Annotated in this window: 17 protein-coding genes; 8 read left to right on the top strand and 9 right to left on the bottom strand. The window is 49.6% G+C overall.

Translation table 11 applies throughout. The annotated features are described in order from the left end of the window. Window positions 1-328: 328 nt before the first annotated feature. Together ACKFKF_RS00670 and ACKFKF_RS00665 are read right to left on the bottom strand one after the other, a co-directional pair. The gene (locus tag ACKFKF_RS00670) at window positions 329-628 is read right to left on the bottom strand and encodes an RNA recognition motif domain-containing protein (RefSeq protein ID WP_446861627.1); all 300 of its coding nucleotides are present in this window, start codon (window positions 626-628) and stop codon (window positions 329-331) included. A 295-nt stretch (window positions 629-923) separates the two neighbouring features. Then, window positions 924-1,598, bottom strand: a complete 675-nt coding sequence (locus ACKFKF_RS00665) for a carbonic anhydrase (protein ID WP_446861628.1) — start codon at window positions 1,596-1,598, stop codon at window positions 924-926. A gap of 97 nt (window positions 1,599-1,695) precedes the next feature. Between ACKFKF_RS00665 and ACKFKF_RS00660 the strand changes: the two genes are divergently transcribed. Beyond that, window positions 1,696-2,766 carry a Gfo/Idh/MocA family protein gene (locus ACKFKF_RS00660; protein WP_446865920.1) on the top strand — a complete coding sequence of 357 codons (1,071 nt, stop codon included), beginning with the start codon at window positions 1,696-1,698 and terminating at the stop codon, window positions 2,764-2,766. A gap of 62 nt (window positions 2,767-2,828) precedes the next feature. Next, window positions 2,829-3,887 (top strand): tRNA dihydrouridine synthase DusB, encoded by a 1,059-nt coding sequence (dusB, locus tag ACKFKF_RS00655; protein WP_446865919.1) that lies wholly within the window; start codon window positions 2,829-2,831, stop codon window positions 3,885-3,887. A gap of 4 nt (window positions 3,888-3,891) precedes the next feature. Here the strand turns inward: dusB and ACKFKF_RS00650 are convergent, their stop codons facing one another. The 5 genes from ACKFKF_RS00650 to ACKFKF_RS00630 form a co-directional block, all read right to left on the bottom strand. Further along, complete coding sequence (locus ACKFKF_RS00650; protein ID WP_446861631.1) at window positions 3,892-4,125, bottom strand: DUF6887 family protein; 234 nt, start codon at window positions 4,123-4,125, stop codon at window positions 3,892-3,894. Next, window positions 4,122-4,331 (bottom strand): DUF6888 family protein, encoded by a 210-nt coding sequence (locus ACKFKF_RS00645; RefSeq protein WP_446865918.1) that lies wholly within the window; start codon window positions 4,329-4,331, stop codon window positions 4,122-4,124. The genes ACKFKF_RS00650 and ACKFKF_RS00645 overlap by 4 nt, the downstream gene beginning before the upstream one ends. Window positions 4,332-4,434: 103 nt before the next feature. Continuing rightward, complete coding sequence (locus tag ACKFKF_RS00640) at window positions 4,435-5,742, bottom strand: sensor histidine kinase (RefSeq protein ID WP_446865917.1); 1,308 nt, start codon at window positions 5,740-5,742, stop codon at window positions 4,435-4,437. Window positions 5,743-5,914: 172 nt separating this feature from the next. Then, a complete protein-coding gene (locus tag ACKFKF_RS00635) occupies window positions 5,915-6,784 on the bottom strand; it encodes an aldose epimerase family protein (RefSeq protein WP_446865916.1) in 870 nt (289 codons plus the stop codon). A 69-nt stretch (window positions 6,785-6,853) separates the two neighbouring features. Beyond that, window positions 6,854-8,953 (bottom strand): CapA family protein, encoded by a 2,100-nt coding sequence (locus ACKFKF_RS00630; RefSeq protein ID WP_446865915.1) that lies wholly within the window; start codon window positions 8,951-8,953, stop codon window positions 6,854-6,856. A 701-nt stretch (window positions 8,954-9,654) separates the two neighbouring features. Between ACKFKF_RS00630 and ACKFKF_RS00625 the strand changes: the two genes are divergently transcribed. Continuing rightward, complete coding sequence (locus ACKFKF_RS00625) at window positions 9,655-10,950, top strand: pentapeptide repeat-containing protein (RefSeq protein WP_446865914.1); 1,296 nt, start codon at window positions 9,655-9,657, stop codon at window positions 10,948-10,950. Window positions 10,951-11,053: 103 nt separating this feature from the next. Here ACKFKF_RS00625 and ACKFKF_RS00620 read toward each other — a convergent pair whose 3' ends face one another. Continuing rightward, window positions 11,054-11,653, bottom strand: coding sequence for a thioredoxin family protein (locus ACKFKF_RS00620; RefSeq protein WP_446865913.1), 600 nt, complete (start codon window positions 11,651-11,653; stop codon window positions 11,054-11,056). A gap of 169 nt (window positions 11,654-11,822) precedes the next feature. On the opposite strand from ACKFKF_RS00620, the gene ACKFKF_RS00615 reads away from it, so the two are divergent. After that, window positions 11,823-12,227, top strand: coding sequence for an NIL domain-containing protein (locus ACKFKF_RS00615; RefSeq protein WP_446861638.1), 405 nt, complete (start codon window positions 11,823-11,825; stop codon window positions 12,225-12,227). A gap of 212 nt (window positions 12,228-12,439) precedes the next feature. Next, entirely contained in the window at window positions 12,440-15,031 is a 2,592-nt protein-coding gene (gene glgP / locus ACKFKF_RS00610) for an alpha-glucan family phosphorylase (protein ID WP_446865912.1), read from the top strand. A gap of 209 nt (window positions 15,032-15,240) precedes the next feature. Here the strand turns inward: glgP and ACKFKF_RS00605 are convergent, their stop codons facing one another. Continuing rightward, complete coding sequence (locus ACKFKF_RS00605; RefSeq protein ID WP_446865911.1) at window positions 15,241-15,717, bottom strand: hypothetical protein; 477 nt, start codon at window positions 15,715-15,717, stop codon at window positions 15,241-15,243. 159 nt (window positions 15,718-15,876) lie between these two features. On the opposite strand from ACKFKF_RS00605, the gene ACKFKF_RS00600 reads away from it, so the two are divergent. The 3 genes from ACKFKF_RS00600 (at window position 15,877) to ACKFKF_RS00590 (ending at window position 18,550) form a co-directional block, all read left to right on the top strand. Beyond that, entirely contained in the window at window positions 15,877-16,971 is a 1,095-nt protein-coding gene (locus tag ACKFKF_RS00600) for an aromatic ring-hydroxylating dioxygenase subunit alpha (RefSeq protein ID WP_446865910.1), read from the top strand. 139 nt (window positions 16,972-17,110) lie between these two features. After that, entirely contained in the window at window positions 17,111-17,617 is a 507-nt protein-coding gene (locus ACKFKF_RS00595; RefSeq protein ID WP_446865909.1) for a hypothetical protein, read from the top strand. Window positions 17,618-17,662: 45 nt separating this feature from the next. Continuing rightward, a complete protein-coding gene (locus ACKFKF_RS00590) occupies window positions 17,663-18,550 on the top strand; it encodes a hypothetical protein (protein WP_446865908.1) in 888 nt (295 codons plus the stop codon). The last annotated feature ends 241 nt before the right edge of the window (window positions 18,551-18,791 follow it).

The following is an 18,791-nucleotide window of genomic DNA, read 5'->3' as shown; positions in this document are numbered from 1 at the left end:
AATGTGACGTTGACCTACCCAATCTAAGGAACGCGAGTTTATTAACCTGAAATTCTTTAAATATGCTTGGTCAGCTGATTTTGGCTTCGTTTCAGTGGGTTGCAGCCCCCTAGATCCCCCAAACTTGAGGAACTTTGAGGCTCGAACCCGTTTTGAATTCCAGAATTTTGTTGATCTCAAAGTCCCCCAGAATGAGGGATTTACGGGGCGAAGTCGCTTGGCAATAAACGATCTTATTTAATTCGCGATCCTAAACATTACCTGAGCATTAAAAAAGGGCAGACAGCTTGCCTACCCTCAAAACTTTAGAGCGACCTAAATCGCCTGTTTAATAACGAGAAGAGCGATTGCCACCCGACCAGTTGCCGCCAGAGGTGCCTCTTTCTTCGCGGGGTCTTGCTTTGTTGACTTTGAGATCACGACCCATCCATTCAGCACCATCGAGCGCTTCGATCGCGGCTGTTTCTTCGGCTTCGTTTTCCATTTCTACAAAAGCGAACCCTCTGAGTCGTCCGGTTTCCCGATCGGTGGGTAGCTGCACCCGCTTGACAGTTCCGTACTCGGCGAAGGTTTGGGTCAGGTCATCCTGCGTCACTTGGTAGGACAGGTTGCCGACGTAAATTGACATAACGTATCTCCAGAATCAGGAAGTGTAGGGAGTTAGATTCGGAGAAACGTCGAAAAACGAATTACACAGCCGAAAATAAACCTTGAGATTAAGGCTAACACAGCTTTGCGGGGGCGTTAAGTTTCGATTTGAAAAGTACAGAAATGTTTACTAAACGAGAAAAATTGGGCATGGACTCAGCCCTCCTTTCTACAGTACCACTCTCTATGCCACTCTCGATTGTTGAGGAAATTGTTCAGTTAAGCGGTTGATCAGTGCGTTTAACCACGGTTGAAGAAGGATTTATAAAGAAGGATTAATGAACAGCGCTCCCATTCAGCGGATTGGGGATCGAGTCATCCAGTTCAAAAGGCTCGTGGTCTGCACCGATGCTACAGCGCTCCATACTATAGACAAAAACGCCGCCCGTTTCGATCTTGTAAACCCAGCCATAGATGCTGATTTCGCCTTTGTGCAGCTTTGAGTGAATGACGGGATAGGTACGAAGATTCTCAATTTGGGTGAGGACGTTTTCTTCGATCGTCGCCGCCAACAGATCGTCGCCTTCATACCCCTGATAATTTTCTTTGATCAAGCGGCGGGTGGCTTCGGCATGTTTGAGCCAGTTGTAAACCAGCGGCATGTCTTCCTGAAGGTCGTTGAGATGCAGCAGGCCCTTCATCGCGCCACAGTCTGAATGTCCACAAACAATGATTTGCCGTACCCCTAGCGCCTGAACTGCATACTCGATCGCCGCTCCTTCTCCCCCATCGGTCGCCCCAAACGGCGGAATCACATTGCCAATATTGCGAATAATAAATAACTCCCCTGGGTCAGTTCTGGTGAGCAGATTGGGATCAATGCGCGAATCGCAGCAGGTGATAAAGAGCGCTCTGGGGTGCTGCTCGTGAGAAAGCTTCTCAAAAAATTCCTGGTGTTCGGCGAAGTAGTGAGTTTGAAAGTCGTGCAGTCCCGCAATAATTTTTCTCATGAGAGAAGTTTTGTAATGGAGTGGCTAGAGTTACTTTACTGCCCAAAAGTAGGAGCTAAGGGATTGAAAAATTAATGGGAGTGATTAGGCTACCCTCTTGCACTTTGTATCAGAGAACTTCAATTGGTTTGGTCACCTGATTTACACTAAGTTGATCTATGACGTTGATGAATCGATCGCAATGACAAATTTCTCAGGAACGCTGCCTTTGCAAGTCGGATTGGTGGGTACGGGCTTTGCAGCCAAACTTCGAGCAGAGACGATCAACGCAGACCCACGGGCACAGCTCAATGGCGTTGCGGGGCACAGGTCAGAAAAGACTCAGGAGTTTGGTCATATCCATCAGACGCAAGCGTTTAGTATTTGGCAAGAATTAATCGATAATCCTCGTCTAGATCTGGTCATTATTTCTGGGGTCAATCGAGATCATGGCCCGATCGCTCGTGCGGCCCTGCAAGCTGGCAAACATGTTGTAGTTGAATATCCCCTGTCATTGGATGTCAAAGAAGCTGAAGAATTAATCGCCCTGGCCAAGTCCAAAAACCGCTTACTACATGTTGAACATATTGAACTGCTGGGCGGCGTTCATCAAGCGCTGATCGGGTCTCTGCTGCAAATCGGCATTCCTATTTATGCTCGCTATGCCACCGTGACTCCTCAGCATCCCGTTCCGCAAAAGTGGACTTATCATACTGAATTGTTTGGCTTCCCACTATCTGGAGCGTTGTCTCGGCTGCATCGGCTAACTCATGCGTTTGGAGAAGTTGAGACTGTTTATTGTCAAAATCGCTATTGGCAACTCAACGATTCTTACTATAGTGCTTGTCTTTGTGCGGCTCAGTTGCAGTTCAAAAGTGGGCTAATTGCAGATGTGCTCTATGGCAAGGGCGATGCTCTCTGGCAATCTGAGCGCAAGATGGAAGTGCAGGGCGAAAAAGGCGGGCTGGTCTTTGATGGCGATGGCGGGCTGTTGATTAATGCGGAAGGTAGTCAAGCGATCGCCGTTGGTGCCCGTCGCGGGTTATTCATCAAAGACACCACCGCAGTCTTGGATCATTTAATTCAAAATACGCCTTTATACGTCAGCGCTGAAGAAAGTTTATATACCTTGCGAGTGGCAGAAGCGGCGCGACGATCGGCAGAAACTCATCAAGTGTGTCGGGTCTGAACCTTGGAGAACGATCGCGCCGATCAACTATCCTAAAGAAGTATCGATTCGTTTCTAACGCCATGATTTCGCTCTCTCCTCACCTGAAAGCTAGACTCGCAGAACCGCTCAAAATCGGTCACTTTGAGGTCAAAAGTCGTGTCTTGCAGTCTCCTTTGTCGGGCGTGACAGATCTGGTGTTTCGGCGGTTGGTGCGTCGGTTTGCGCCAGATTCGATGATGTATACCGAAATGGTCAACGCAACAGGGCTGCACTACGTCAAAGAATTGCCCAAAATTATGGAGGTTGACCCTAACGAACGCCCCATCAGCATCCAGCTTTTTGATTGTCGTCCCGATTTCCTGGCAGAAGCGGCCAAGATGGCCGTTGCAGAAGGAGCCGATACGGTTGATATCAACATGGGCTGCCCGGTCAATAAAATTACCAAAAATGGCGGCGGGTCTTCTCTGTTGCGCGATCCAGAAACGGCGGAAGCGATCGTTCGGGCGGTCGTGCAAGCGGTTGATATTCCCGTGACGGTGAAAACTCGCATCGGCTGGACTGAAAAAGAAATCAATATTCTCGACTTTGCTAAACGCATGGAAGATGCGGGCGCAAAAATGATCACCGTTCACGGTCGGACTCGCGCTCAAGGCTACAACGGGCCTGCCAAATGGGAGTGGATCGGGCGCGTCAAAGCAGTGCTTTCGATTCCGGTGATTGCCAATGGCGATATGTTTTCGGTTGAGGCGGCGGTGCGATGTCTGGAGCAGACGGGTGCAGATGGAGTGATGTGTTCGCGGGGGACGCTGGGCTATCCTTTCTTGGTGGGCGAAATTGATCACTTTCTAAAAACGGGCGTTGAAAAGGTCAAACCCACCCCGATCGAGCGTCTCGAATGTGCCCGTGAGCATCTCCAAATGTTGTGGGAATACAAGGGCGATCGGGGAGTCAGACAAGCTCGAAAACATATGACTTGGTATGCAAAAGGCTTTGCGGGGGCGGCAGAATTGCGCGGTCAGTTAAGTGTGATCGAGAATGTGGCGCAGGGATTGGTGATTATTGATCGGGGTATCGATCGGTTAACAAACTCTAGCTGGCAAGACATTGAGGAAGCCGAATCTCAGCTAGTTGAAGTTTAGGGATTCAACCTTCTTCAGAATGGCCGTCTTTCTTCCCAAACAAACGTTCAAAGTTTTCTTCAGCATAGCGGATATTCTCCTCATTAGGCTTTCCGTTTTCGTATAGAGGAGGCATTTTTTGATATTTCAGCGATGGATGAAAGAAAAGCTTACGAATTGCCTCCAAGTCATCTCGGTGGCTCAAAACGTAGGCTCTAAGCTCAGGAACACTCATTTCATCAAAATTCGGTTTCGTCATGATATAAATTCCCAAAGTCCATTAGGTGGCACAAGAATTTGAAGCTCTTCGCTGACTAAGATGAACACATATCCAGTAAGGGGATCAAAGCGAAAGAGCTGAACATCTCGATAGTAGCTAGAGAACAATTGACAAACGCGCAGGCAGGCATGAGCTTGCTCATCAGTAGGTAAAATTGGTCTTTCCTCAATTGTGGCATAGATCAATATACAGCGAATGTGCGATACAGTTCTTTCGCTTCGGTGTTCGCGCTTTTGCCCTCCAAGCTACCAATTCTAGGAGATTGGATAAGAGCTTTGGTGTATCTCTTTAACCGATCGCCGCTTCAGGGTGGTGTTGTGGCAGCGTGACTGTAACCGTGGTTCCTTGGTTAACTTGGCTGTCGATTTGGATTTGTCCGCTGTGGTTTTCGGCAATTACTTGAGCGATCGCCAGTCCCAGTCCTGATCCACCTGTTGCCTTAGTTCTAGCCGGATCGACGCGGTAAAAGCGATCGAACAAATGGGGGAGCGCTTCTTCTGGAATTCCGATTCCGGTGTCTGTAATTTTGACTTGAAAGTAGTCAATACTTAAACGCTTTATTTTTTGTAACTCAACAATAACTTTGCCGTTTGCAGAAGTGTACTGGATTGCATTGCTCACCAGGTTCGTAAATAATCGAGAAAGCTGATCGCGATCGCCTTGCAAAACCCATTCATCTTCAGAGTTCAAAGTGATTGAGAGCGTGATTTCTTTTTCTGTGGCGATCGTATCCTGCTCCTCAACCACTTCCATGAGCAGATCATTAAAATCAATCGATACCCATCTTTGCTGAATGATTCCACTGTCTTGTCTCGCCAGAAATAAGAGATCGTCTACTAATCGTCCTAAGCGTCGAGTCAAGCGTTCGACGACCTGTAGGTGATAGCGTTGGGTTTCGGGTTCTGAGTCTGGATCGGCGAGTGCAACCTGAACGTTAGTTTGAATGATGGCGATCGGGTTCCTCAATTCATGAGAGGCATCTGCTGTAAACTGTTTCAATCGCTGGTAAGACTCGCGAATCGGCTGCATTGCCAGACCTGAAAGAAACCAGCCACTGGTCGCGACGATCGCCACCATCACACTCGTTCCCAAAATCAGATCCCAGACCAGTTGACGAGTCGGCTTGGTAAACTCAAACCAGGGTTCACTCACTCGCAAAAAGCCGAGGGTTTGCCGTCCAATTTGGATTGGTTGGGTGACTTGTCGCAGCAGCCGATCGTCTGACATTCTCACCGTTTCACCATATTTATTGACGTGTAGCGGAACGATCAGCGGCGTTTTGAGCGTTGACCAAAGCACATCCCCCATCGGACTAAACCACTCCAACTCAATGTGATCGTCTTCGATCGGAACTGGGTTATCGCGAAAGCTGGACTCGACATTGACGCGCACGCCGCCGCCTTCTTGATGAAGATTGATCGGTTCGATGACGAGCGATCGCTGCACCACTTCTACTACATGATTAAGCGTGTCGTCGATTCGTTCAATTAACGTACTGCGAACATATAAATAAAACCCACTGGCAAACACTAACAGCAACACTGCCGTGACCATTGTGTACCAGAGTGCAAGCCGACGACGAGTTGCCTGAAACATGTTAGGAGCCGAGGCTAGGGACTAAAAAGATTCTAACGTTTCAAGCAGCACAGCACTTCTGAAGTTAGTTCGATGAAGTTTTTTTGCTACGGTGATGAGCACTTTCTCCAAGCTGCCAATTCTGAGGGACTTTAAGACATGTCGCCCGCTTTCACAAAAAAGTTATACAAAGCTAGATAAAATCTACTCTCAAATTCATCTCGGTTTCTAAACTGGCTCCTGGCTCAAGATAAAACAAGCGATCGCCCGAATTCAACGCATTTCGACCCGCGCTCCAGGGTTCCAAACAATAAAAATCTTTGCCCTTTATCGTCCAAAAAACTAGCGTGGCAAGGTTGTTACTATAAGTCAGCGTCATGCGCGTGTGACGGCTCAGATCGCTAACACTGGCCGCCTGACTGCTGAGGTGAGGAAACGCCCAATCAATCTCATCGCGATCGAAGTCAAAGGTATTGGAAAACGATCGCACTTCTTGAGTTTGGTGATCTTTTGCCTCATTCGCTGGAATTTCAAAGCGCAGTTGATTTTTATCAGGCACTAAGAAGTAGGGATGAAACCCGATCGAGAACGGCATTGATTCATGCGATCGATTAGTAAACCGATGGTGAGTTGCTAACGTTTCACCTTGCAGCGTGTACGTGAACTCTAATAGAAAATCGAACGGATAAACCGCACGAGTCTGATCGCTGCTCGAAAGTCCTAACTTAATGCTGACGCGATCGTGAGTGACGCGATCCAGCACCTCCCACGGCAAATCTCGTGCAAATCCGTGCTGTTTGAGCGTGTAGGCTTGTCCGTTGTGCGTGTAAGTGTTGTCGGGCAGATTGCCACAAATCGGAAACAGAATCGGAATGCCCCCCCGCACCGAAAGGCTGGGATCTGCAAACCGGGCGGTATCCATGTAAAGTAACTCTCGACCCTGCACCTGCCAACTGGTGATGATGCCTCCACGATCGGGAACCACCTCTAGCCGAGACTGGGCAGCCTGGTCAGTGAGAATATAGGTGTCATACTGCTGTCGTCGAAAGGCGATCGCAAACACAGGCTTTATCCCTGATAAATCATTGGCTTATAGCGTAGCAAGTTGCAAAAGAACGCGGTGTTCACTACTTTACTCTTCAGAAGAAATAGCTGCTGCGACTTCTCTAGGCAAGGGAGCCTGAGCGTAGCGCTTTTTCATCGGTTCTAAACTATTGCTTGGTTTGGGAGATGCGGTCGGAGAAATTGAAGGGACGGCGACCCCATTTGGGCTGAGATTCCCCGAAGCGTCTCCTTGCTGTTGGGGCGTTGCATCGGGACTGGGAGGCTCTGTCGCCGTGGGACTGGGGGATGTATCCGGCACGATCGTTGGGCTAGGCGTGGGATCTGAGATAAAGGAGTCGTTTTTCCAGGGTTGAGCGCCCGAAGGATCGTCACTGGGTTGAGGGAGGGGCGTGTCAGCAGGCGATTCGGTGGGGGGAGCCGTTTCAGAGTTGGGCGGTTCGGAAGATGGACTGTCGATCGGCATCTCAGAATCGGGAGCCTCGATCGCGGGAGCCGTTTCAGAGTTGGGCGGTTCGGCAGATGGAGCAGGATCGGGCGATTGACTAGCGGGTGTCGATGGGGCGGGCGTAGAAATCACCGTACGCGATCGCGCATCCAAAATTACAGGCGACTTGAGTGGCTCTTGAAAAATATCAGACACATTCTCGATCTGACGCAAAATCTCAGTGCCCCGATCGCCGCTCACCACTTTGGGCTGATAGCTTTTCACCTCGACAGGCAAAAATTCTACCTTCATCTGATTGTCTTTTAGACCGACTTTAAGAACGGCGGTATCGTAGTCGCTGCGAGAACTTCCGCCAAAGATAAAGTTGCCCAACGAATAGACGATCGGGCGACCCTTATAAATCTCTGCACCCTGAAGAATGTGAGGATGATGACCCACCACCAGATCCGCGCCTTGGTCGATCGTGAAGTGGGCCAGATCCATCTGAGCATCGGTGGGATATTTCGCCAACTCCACGCCCCAGTGATAATTGACGACCACCCAATCGACCTGATCTCGAATGGCTTTGATGTCGGCGGCGATGCGATCTTGCTGTCCCTCATTTGTGCCAGGGGTAGAGTCGCCCGCTGTCTGAAAGTCTCCGTCATAGTAGCCCAGATATGCAATGCGCTGACCTTTGACATCAATGATTTCGGGGCGGCGGGCTTCTTGAACGTTGCGGCCTGCGCCCACATAGTCAATGCCTGCCTGATCGAGCGTTTTCAGCGTTTCCTCTAAGCCGATCGTCTGGTAGTCCATCACATGATTGTTGGCCAGGTTGACGATATCAATGCCGCCATTTTTTAGGACTTGCGCCGTCTCAGGGCTGGCTTTAAAGTTAAATTCTTTGTTGTGTTGAGGCGTGGTGGCAGTTGTCAGCGGAGCTTCTAAATTCACCATCGCCACATCTGCCTGACGATATTCTTCGAGTCCTGCAAACGCCCACTTGGGATCGCTGCCCACCAGATCTGTGTAGGCATCCGTCAGGGCGACATCTCCACCAAACATCAGGGTAGCCGTGGGATCAGTGGAATCGGTCGTCTCGTGCTTTTCAACCGGGACGTTGCCCATCGCCGTGAGAATGCTATCCGGGCGGATTGAAGCCATCGGAGACGCAGACGCACTGGTTTGCTCCGCAGGCGCATCACTATACCCCAGCCAGCAGCCCATGATAAAAGCCGCCGCCGTCGTGCCCGTCAAAAGCAGCGATCGCAGTGCCCGAAACTGGACTTTTTGGCGAGTGGCTTGCTGAACGCGCGATCGCAGAGGCAGCGGATGATTTGCTGAATGATTTAAAGAAGGTTTTGGAGAGGCTTTGCGACCCAGTTTGGCGCGACGAGCCGGAGACATGACGCGAACCGACTGCTGCCAGAGGGTTTGGGGCTGACCCACAAATCGAGCCGTCACCTGCACACCTTCGATCACTTCAGAGTTGAGTTTCCAGAGATGGTGGCAGATAAACCGTACCAGACTGCCCCGAAATTCCGGCGATTTGGCATCGTGTTCGGGTGACGGGTGAAACTCTACGAGTATCTGCAAACAGCCTGGCTGAAGGGCTGCCTCGACTCGTGCATAAAGATTATGAGGTAGGAGAAACACGTTAAGCCAATAAGCGATCGCCCTAAAGTTGCCTGAGCGGGCCAGTTCTACAACCGATGGCTGATAATGATCACCTGCGTTCATACTTCAACTCCCACACACACGACATCAAATACCATTGAGATGCAACCAAAAATGACAGTAGCTCATCGTTCAGCAGGCTGTCTGAGAAGAGCCACAGCATTATTAATACTCTAAAACTCTCCATTTGCACTAAAATTATTCGGTTTATCTCCAGAGTTTTGAGGGTTGAGGCTAAAAATGGGTGAGTTTAGCGGCGATCGACCCCAAAGTAGATGGGCAGTTGATTGAATTGGCTTCTTGACGATCAAAATTAGACGACCAAAATTAACGTCCCTTCCTGAAAGAGATTCGTGGTTGAGTGCTTCTGTCCCCTAACTCTGGAGACTTTTAGATAAACTTGCGGCGCAAACAGTCAGAGCATCTGACACATCCCCGACGCTTTTGGTTCACTTAAATGTAAAGCTGCGTGAATAGAGTGCGACACAGGACTACGGTTTGAAACTAATGAAATATGTCACCCGATCGTTGCAAATTTTCTTATGCCTCTACGCGCTGTATCTGGTGAAGTCAGCCTTAGGAATTAATTTGTCACAAAGATATACTGCATGGGATTTTGTCAAGTACCCCGTCCACGGTTTTATTGAAAATCCGATCACTCATTGATGGCAGCCCGTTCTATTTAACAATCCCACCGTGAGAAAAAGACTCAGCTTTCTGGAAGCAGGTACGATAGGGCATAGGCTTTGAATGCTGTTTGCAACATGACGATCGACCCCACCCCCCAGGATGCTCAAAAAAGCGTAGAACAAAATGGCATAGAACAAAATGGCGCTCAACCCTATCCCGTCAGTGCTGCCATTCCCTCTAAAGCTGAGATTTCTAGAGAAAGAACGGCCGCAACTTTTGCCTCTGGCTTATCAGGAAACGCTCAAAATTCTATATCGAGTTTGACGATCGCTCGCCCTGCAATTTCTCTGATTTTGCTGGTGGCGATCGTCATTTTGATTGCGGGACTGTGGATCAATAGTTTTTGGCTGGTGTTGGCGGGGGCGATCGTCACCCTGATTTTGTCGATACGGGTGCTTTATCCTGTATTGCGGCCGATCTTGGCGGAGTTGGTTTCTGAGCAAGAAGGGGCGATTTTTATCGCTTCGTTGGGGCTGACAGCGGCCGTGGTTGGCTTTTTGAAACTGGTTGGATTTGAGAACACGCTTCTCATCTGGTACAAACAGCTAAACTGGGACGCGATCGGAGCATTGGGCGAAGTGTTTGGGGCATTGGGGCAGATTTTTATCGCGATTCTGGCGGTTTACATTGCCTGGCGACAGTATGTGATTTCTAAAGATCTGACGATTCAACAAAACACGATCACGCAGCAGCAAACGATCGACACCTACTTTCAGGGCATTTCTGAACTGGTACTAGACGAAGAAGGACTGCTCGAAGATTGGCCCCAAGAGCGCGCGATCGCAGAAGGCAGAACGGCCGCCATTTTGAGCAGTGTAGACGGATCTGGAAAAGCCAAGATTCTCCGATTTCTGTCTCGTGCCAAACTGCTGTCACCTCTAAAGCGCGATCGACGACTGGGACGGGCAATTCTCGATGGCTCTGGGGGCTATGCCGAAGATCGCAACTACGGAACCAGAGTGATTGATTTGGGCGTGATGTTGGCGGGGGCAAATCTGTCGGGGACTGACCTGCGCTGGACAGATTTAAGTGAGGCAAATTTGATTCGGGCTAACCTGACCTGTTGTGATCTGGTCAAAGCAAACATGGCGCGAACCATTCTCTATGGTGCCATCTTGAGGGGGGCTGACCTGAATGGAACTCGCCTCTTTTATGGAACCGCCGAAGCCGCCTCTCCGCGCAGTCGCACTGACCCACCCAACTACAAAACAGGTGCCCAAACGGGTGCAGTCGTTGAAAATGCAGACTTTACCAATGCAGAAGATATGTCTCCTGAGCAGCGTTATTACTGTTGTGCGTGGGGCGGCTCAAAGACGCGATCGACCATTCCCGGTGGCTGTGAAGGGATTCCAAATAAGCTGGGACGCTGAGGAGCCACTAGAAAACTCTGGAATCTCCTGTCTTAAAGTCCCCCAAAGTTGGCAGCTTGGAGGGCAAAAGATCTCAGCACCGCAGCGAAAAAACTCGATCGGACTAGCTTTTACCAACAACCTGACTGCCATGACTGCGAGGATCGGCTGCACTATTGGCTGCACTATCTTTTGTCTCGACTGAAGTAGAAAAGGCTGAGGTTTGTCCGGTACTTTGGGCGTAAGGCAGGGCAGTTCCTTCAGTTAGAGCGACTAAATTAGCTTCGATGACGCTGCGGGGCTGTTCTCCGATCGCTTGTCCAATTCCTTCTCCGCCTGCTTTCATATAAACAAAATGCGGAATTCCATCGACTCGATAGTGCAAAATTTCGGGAAGCCACTTTTCGTTATCCACGTTGAGCATCACAAAGTTAATACGATCGCCATAATGATCTTTAAGCGATTTCATTTCTGGAGCCATCGCCTGACAGCTTGTACACCAGTTAGCGTAAAACTCCATTAGCGTCGGCTTATGATTACTCAGCGCAACCTCTAAAGGAATCGCCTCCTTAACCATCGAATCGAGTGAAACTGAAGTTGTCTGAGTTTTTAGCCCCAATGAAAAGGCAACCGTCAGCACGATCGCCACCATCACGATCAAAAGGTTTCTGAGTTGTGTCCCATTTTGGGCGGGAGTCGTCGAGTTGGGTGAATCCGTAGCCATATGCTTGTGAAGAGTCACTGTGTTTGTAGTCTTGTATTTCTAGTCTACTGAGCGATCGCGATCGTGCCTTTACAAAGATGCTATTTCCATAACTCCGAAGTTCAGGAATGCACTCGATCTGCTCTCTACAATGAGAAGATGACCTGCCAAAATCTGCCAAAATCCGATTGTGAAAAAACGAGTGACGCTGACATTTCCCAAACGCTCTGTACAAATGCCTGTCACCTATCGATTGGCAAAAGACTTTAATGTAGCGGCCAATATTATTCGTGCTCAGGTCGCGCCCAATCAGATTGGCAAACTGGTGGTTGAGTTGTCGGGCGATATTGATCAGCTAGATGCCGCCCTGGATTGGATGCGATCGCAGGATATCGGCGTGTCATTTGCCAGTCGAGAAATTGTGATCGATGAAGTGGCTTGTGTTGATTGTGGCTTGTGTACGGGCGTGTGTCCCACCGAGGCGCTGACCCTTGACCCCCAAACTTTTAGATTGACCTTTACGCGATCGCGCTGCATCGTTTGTGAACAGTGTATTCCCACCTGCCCCGTGCAAGCGATTTCGACTAATTTCTGAAGGGCTGAGTGGGGCGATCGTCCTGAGATTTCGAGTAAGTCAATAGAACAGTTTTGAGCTAGAAGTTTCGTCTTAAAGTCCTCCAGAATTGGCAGCTTGGGAGGCAGAAGATCTGAACAGCGCAGCCACTTATATCGAGTTCAAGTTTTATTAATAACTAGTTCCTTCAAACTCAAGAGAGAATAGCTTTAGCTGTTTTGGAGGATTCTGTGATGCGACCGATCCGGACATTCAACGTTTCGCCTGCACTCCCGACTCGACTCGAACCGCTTCGCAAAATCGCCTACAACCTGCAATGGGACTGGAATGTAGAAACTAAAGATTTATTTCGTCGCCTCGATTTTGACCTGTGGGAATCAACCCGCCACAACCCCGTTCTCATGTTGGGCACAATCAGCCAAAAGCGCCTGCAAGAAGTCGCTGAAGACGACGGATTTATTGCCCAAATGGAACGAGTCGATCGCCAACTCGACGACTACCTCCAAGACCGCACCTGGTATCGCAAAACCCGCACCTCCACCGAAACCCCTCCTCACACCTCACACCTCACACCGCACACTGAATGCTACGCCTACTTCTCTGCTGAGTTTGGTCTAGTCGATTGTCTGCCCATCTACTCTGGCGGTTTGGGCGTATTGGCGGGTGATCACCTCAAGTCTGCGAGTGATTTGGGCTTGCCGCTGGTCGGTGTGGGATTGCTCTACCAAAAAGGCTACTTTGCCCAATATTTAAACGCTGACGGTTGGCAACAAGAACGCTATCCGATCAACGACTTTTACAACATGCCGTTGCATTTGGAGCGCGATAAAACCGGAGCAGAATTGAGAATTGGAGTCGAGTACCCCGATCGCACTGTCTACGCCCGCATCTGGCGCGTCCAAATAGGCACCGTTCCGCTTTATCTGCTCGACACCAACATTGAACCCAACAAAGAATACGATCACGACATCACTGATCAACTCTATGGCGGCGACCTTGACATGCGGATCGATCAAGAGATCATGTTGGGAATTGGCGGTGTGCAGATGCTCAAAGCGTTGGGGTTGAATCCCACTGTCTACCACCTGAATGAAGGTCACTCCGCGTTTCTGTCACTCGAACGGATTCGCCTGATGATGCAAGAAGACGGATTGACGTTTGCTCAAGCTCAACAGGTCGCCCAAGCCACACAGATCTTCACGACACACACGCCCGTCCCCGCCGGGATTGACCTATTTCCACCCGACAAATTGATGCATTCAGTCGGCCGCTACGCCTCGATTTTTGGCTTACATCGAGAAGAATTTTTGGCACTAGGACGCGAGAAAACTGGGAACTTGGAATCCCCTTTTAGCATGGCGATTTTGGCGATTAAGATGGCTGGCTTTATCAATGGGGTGAGCAAACTACATGGTCAAGTCTCACGGCAAATGTTCAAAAACCTGTGGACTCAAGTGCCCTTAGAAGAAGTGCCGATTACGTCAATTACGAATGGCGTTCATGCGCGAAGCTGTGTCGCAAAACCCACTCAAGAACTGTACGATCGCTACCTCGGTCTCGGTTGGTCAGATGCCCCCAGTTATTCCCCCATCTGGGATCGCGTCAAATCTATTCCCGATGAAGAACTCTGGCGCAATCATGAACGCTGTCGATCGGAGATGGTGCTGTTTATTCGCGATCGATTAGAGAAAAGTCTGCGCGATCGGGGGTCTTCTCCAACTGAAATCGCACAGGCGCAAGAAGTGCTTGATCCGTCGGTGTTGACGATCGGATTTGCGCGACGATTTGCGACTTATAAGCGGGCTACGTTGTTTTTGCGGGATCTCGATCGCATTCACAAAATCCTCTCTGGTAACCATCGTCATAAAGTGCAGTTTGTGATCGCAGGGAAGGCCCATCCCAAAGATATTCCGGGTAAAGAATTGATTCGCGATCTCATTCACTACACTCGCACCAGTGGCGTTCACAATGTTGTGTTTGTTCCCGATTATGATATTTATGTGGCGCGGTTAATGGTTGCGGGCTGTGACGTTTGGTTAAATACACCGCGTCGTCCGAGAGAAGCCTCTGGCACCAGCGGCATGAAAGCCTCAATGAATGGATTGCCCAATCTCAGCGTTCTCGACGGCTGGTGGGATGAAGCCGATTACGTAAAAACCGGATGGGCGATCGGGCATGGCGAAGACTACGACGATATCAACTTTCAAGACACCGTAGAAGCCAACGCCCTCTATGATTTGCTAGAGAAAGAAGTCGTCCCGTTGTTTTACGATCGCGACGAAGACGGCTTGCCCCGCAAATGGGTCGCCAAAATGAAGGACACCATTCGCTTAAACTGCCCTCACTTCAACACAGCGCGCATGGTGAGTGAATATGCCACCCGCGGCTATTTTCCGGCCAGCGATCGCTACGCCAATCTCACCGCCGATCAGTTTGCCCCCGCCAAAGATCTCGCCGCCTGGAAAGCCAAACTGTTTGAACACTGGTACGACATCAAAATCGAAGCCGTAGACATTTCTGAGCCAGCCGATGTCAAAGTCAATCAAGCGATCGCCGTCAAAGCCCGTCTAAATCTAGCTTCTCTATCTCCCAGCGACGTACAGGTTGAGCTTTATCAAGGCACACTCAACGCCGATGGTGAAATCGTAAATGGCGTTCCGGTTGTGATGGAGTGGCAAGAATCCGATACCCAGGGCCACAGCCTCTATACAGGCACGATCGCCTATTCTGCCAGTGGTCTTCAAGGCTTGTCATTGCGAATCTTGCCCAAACACCCCAATTTGAGCAACCCCTTTGCACTAGGGCTGATTTTGTGGGCGCTTTGAAGTGAGGGATAAAAGGAGGGAAGAGGGATGAAAGAAGAATTAGCCTCGTTTTCTCTTGACTTGATGTTGATCTTTTGCTTTTTTGGTCGATTAGAAGGCTGACTCGTTGAATCGATCAGCTACTTCCAAAATCAACCCCAATTGCCACAATTTCTTCATCTCTTTTTTCATCCCTCATCCCTCATCCCTCATCCCTCATCCCTCATCCCTCATCCCTCATCCCTCATCTCTTCCTCACTCCGCAACCGCTCTAACTCGGCCCGAATCGCTCCCAACTGAGCCGTCAACGCCTGGAGTTCTAACTGTACTTCTGGTGAAATGGTCGAAACGGGTGTCGCAGTCGTCGTAACGGTCGTCGTTGACGAGGTTCCCTGATTTCGCTGGGCCAGCATCGTATCGACAAAGGCCCGCGCTTCACGTTCTGTGACTTCGCCTTTTTGGGCCCACTCTTGCGTCAACTCATCAAGCTCTAACCTCAACCTTATGAGATTTTGTTCACGCCTGTTAGGGTCTTGCAGCGACTCGACCAGAGATGGTGTTGTTAACTCACTAAACTCTGACCTTAACCTTGAAAAATTTTGCTCACGCTTTTGAGGGTCTTGCAGCGATTCGACCAGGGAGGCGGTTGCCCCGATCGTGACGTGAAACCCTTTTTGCAATAGCTGAGTGACAGTATCGGAGTTCATTGCTTACAGGTAAAGATAGTGTGAAGTCATTCTGACTCGATCTTACTGCACCGCTTCAAGAGTGAAGAGCCATTCTCCTCCCTCCTCCCTCCTCCCTCCTCCTCATCCCTCGCCCGATCGCTGATAATACTCACAATCCATCCCACAAGGAGTGAACATATGGAACTGGCAACGACTCTCAAAGGTCAGGCAGTTCGCAATCAGGTGCGGGAAATTGGCATTAATGGCAATCATTGGTACGCAGTGGCCTGGGCAACCGACTTGCAGCCCAAAAAGATTCTATCAGTAACGGTTTGGCAACAGTCGATCGCCCTCTTTCGCGACAGTCAAAATCAGGTACAGGCGGTTGAAAATGTCTGTCCTCACAAGGGCGTAGCGATGGATAAGGGACAGGTCAAAGGAGACGCGATCGCTTGCGCCTACCACGGTTGGGAATTTAATGGTGAAGGCAACTGTGTAAATATTCCCTACTGGAAGTCTGGGCAAAAACTCCCCTGCGCTCAACTTCGTCCCTTCGCCGTACAGGAGAAATATGGGCTGATCTGGATCTTTCCGGGCGATCGCGCGCTCGCAGACACGACTCCTTTGCTCGACATTCCTCAATATGACGACCCTGACTGGCTGATGATTCCGATAAACGGACACTTTAAAGCACATTTCACCATCTGCAATGAGAACACGATGGATGTGTTTCACGGCTATCTACACAAAAATCTACAAGGCTGGTTTGACCCAATTTTGCTCAAGCTGCAAGAGACCGAAAATTTTGTTAAGGCTGACTATCAGGTGTCTTATCGAGGCGTATTGTCAAAGCTGTTGGGGCTAGGAGAAGTCAGCGATCGCGTCACCACACAAATTATTTCGGTCGATTATCGCTACCCCAACTATGTGAATGATTTGCAAGGCATTTCGTCGCTGTATTTGATGAGGCTGCCGATCGCACCCCAAGAAAGTCGATCGTTTACCTATATGTTTCTCAAAGTGCGCCTGCCCAAACGTCTGGTCAACTTGCTGCGCCCCATTTTGCAGCCCATTATCTCAAATCTGCTGTTTATGCCGTTTTTGAGACAGGACATTGAGATGATCGAGAGCGAACAAGAAAACTATCTCAAAGATCCTCAACGCCGCTATGTCGAAGTTAATCCAGCAATTATCGCCGTACAAAGACTGATGGTGCGACAATACGAAGCCTTTAAACAGCACGCTTTGTCGCGCCCAGCCGAAACGCCCCAGCCCAAAGTTGTGAGCCGATAATCTTTGTTTGTTGCAAAATGTAGTCTCAACAGTCGCCCAATCGGAGTGCGATCGCATTAAATTACAAAAGTACCCGATGGAAATGCTGTCCATCTCCTGCAAACGTTCCCTCTCATCACATCTTATGAGAACTAACCAAATGACTGTTCAACACTGGCGCAGAGTCGGGGTTGCCCTCTTGCTCTCTGTCGTTCTGTTGGTGACGGGCTGCCAGCCAAAAGCGCCCTCTCAATTTTCTCAAGCTCAACAAGAAAGCACTCAAAAAGGCGTGACTGCGGTTGCGAAAGATGCGACTCAGGGCAGTGAATTTAATAAATTTTTCCCGGCTGCCAGTGCGGGCTACAGTCGTACTTTCTCTCAAGAGAAAAAAGGGTTTGCTTCAGCAAAACTCAATAAAGGTGGCAAAAATGTAGCGATGCTCTCGATCAACGATACGACGGGTATTGCTGGAGCGGCACAAAAGTACACCAAGAGTACCGAAAAAATCGGCGGCTACCCAATGGTCACTCTGGGCAACCAAACTACTAGCGTGCTTGTAGGCAAATATCAGGTCAAAGTTCAGTCCCGCGATCCGTCATTTACCCCAGCCGATCGCGAAGCTTGGCTACAAAAATTTAACCTCAAAGGGTTAGAAAAACTCAGCTAGAAACCCTTGAAAAGACCTAAAAACCGTTATTAGCTAGGAGCATTCATGAGCAAACCCATTTTTGAACTGGTGGACGAATTGCCCAAAGGCGGCACCACGGTGACAGCGCTCAACTCGCTGGATTTTGTGATTCCAGGTCAGTGGCAAAATTTGACAGGCTTTACCAATACGATTCGCGCGGTGACGGGTGAAAGCGATGATGCCATGATCCAGGCGATCGGCGATCGAGCCGTCTACCTTTACAATGACGAATCTCAGGGCTATCAGCGGGCGATGTGGCTCTATCAGACCGTAGACAATGCAGCAGGAGCTTTGGGCGCGGCAGCCATGGCCAACAAAATTGGTCAAGACATCTCATTTTTAGGATTTTTGGGCAACTTGACCCCCAAGCCAGAAAAAGTCCAGAGTCTCGACCTGACGATCAAATTGGTCGTCGAACTGGTGGCTTTTTGCCAGATTAACGGCATTCCGGGTGATAGCATTGGCGACTTTTTGGGGGCGTTGGGCGACTATAGCGGCGAGTCTCTGATGCGAATGACCGCCCTGGTCTGCTTTGACGGCATCATTCCGCTGGGCGCAGACTTTATCAACATGGGGCTGTCTACAATTTCTCAAACCAGCCCGGATGAGCTGCAAAAAAACCAGACCTTTAAAAGCGTCAGTCCGCTGATTCCCGGTGGCAATCCTGCGGGTCAGTTGGGATTCATTACCCAAAGTTTTGACTCGGTAAAGGGCTGGATGGGCGATTTTGTCGGATCTCGCAATCTGACCCAAGAAAGTCTGTTGAGCAACGTCAAAAAGTACGTCGATATCTCCGCCGACAAACTGGACTACGTGGGCGCATTTCTAGATGTGGCGGTCAAATACTACACCCACACCGGAACGCAAACCCTGGCGCGACGCTTGATCGAACGGGCGGTCGCAGAAATTTAACGTAAATTCGATCGAATCTTTCACTGCGGTTATCAGCGATGATCCAGAAATCTTGTCTAAAAGTCCCCCAAAATTGGCAGCTTGGGGGGCAGAAGATCTCAACAACGCAGCGAAAGAACTTCATCGAACCAACGTAAATTTAGGAGACATGCGGACGGCCCATTTTTAGACGATCGCTCCCCTGAGCGTTGTTGTCTAACCGTCTCTGATTCACTGCTGATGAGAAACTTGCATTTGAGAA

The sequence above is a fragment of the Phormidesmis sp. 146-12 genome, from assembly GCF_052939495.1.
This window is presented reverse-complemented; position numbering and strand designations above follow the sequence as displayed.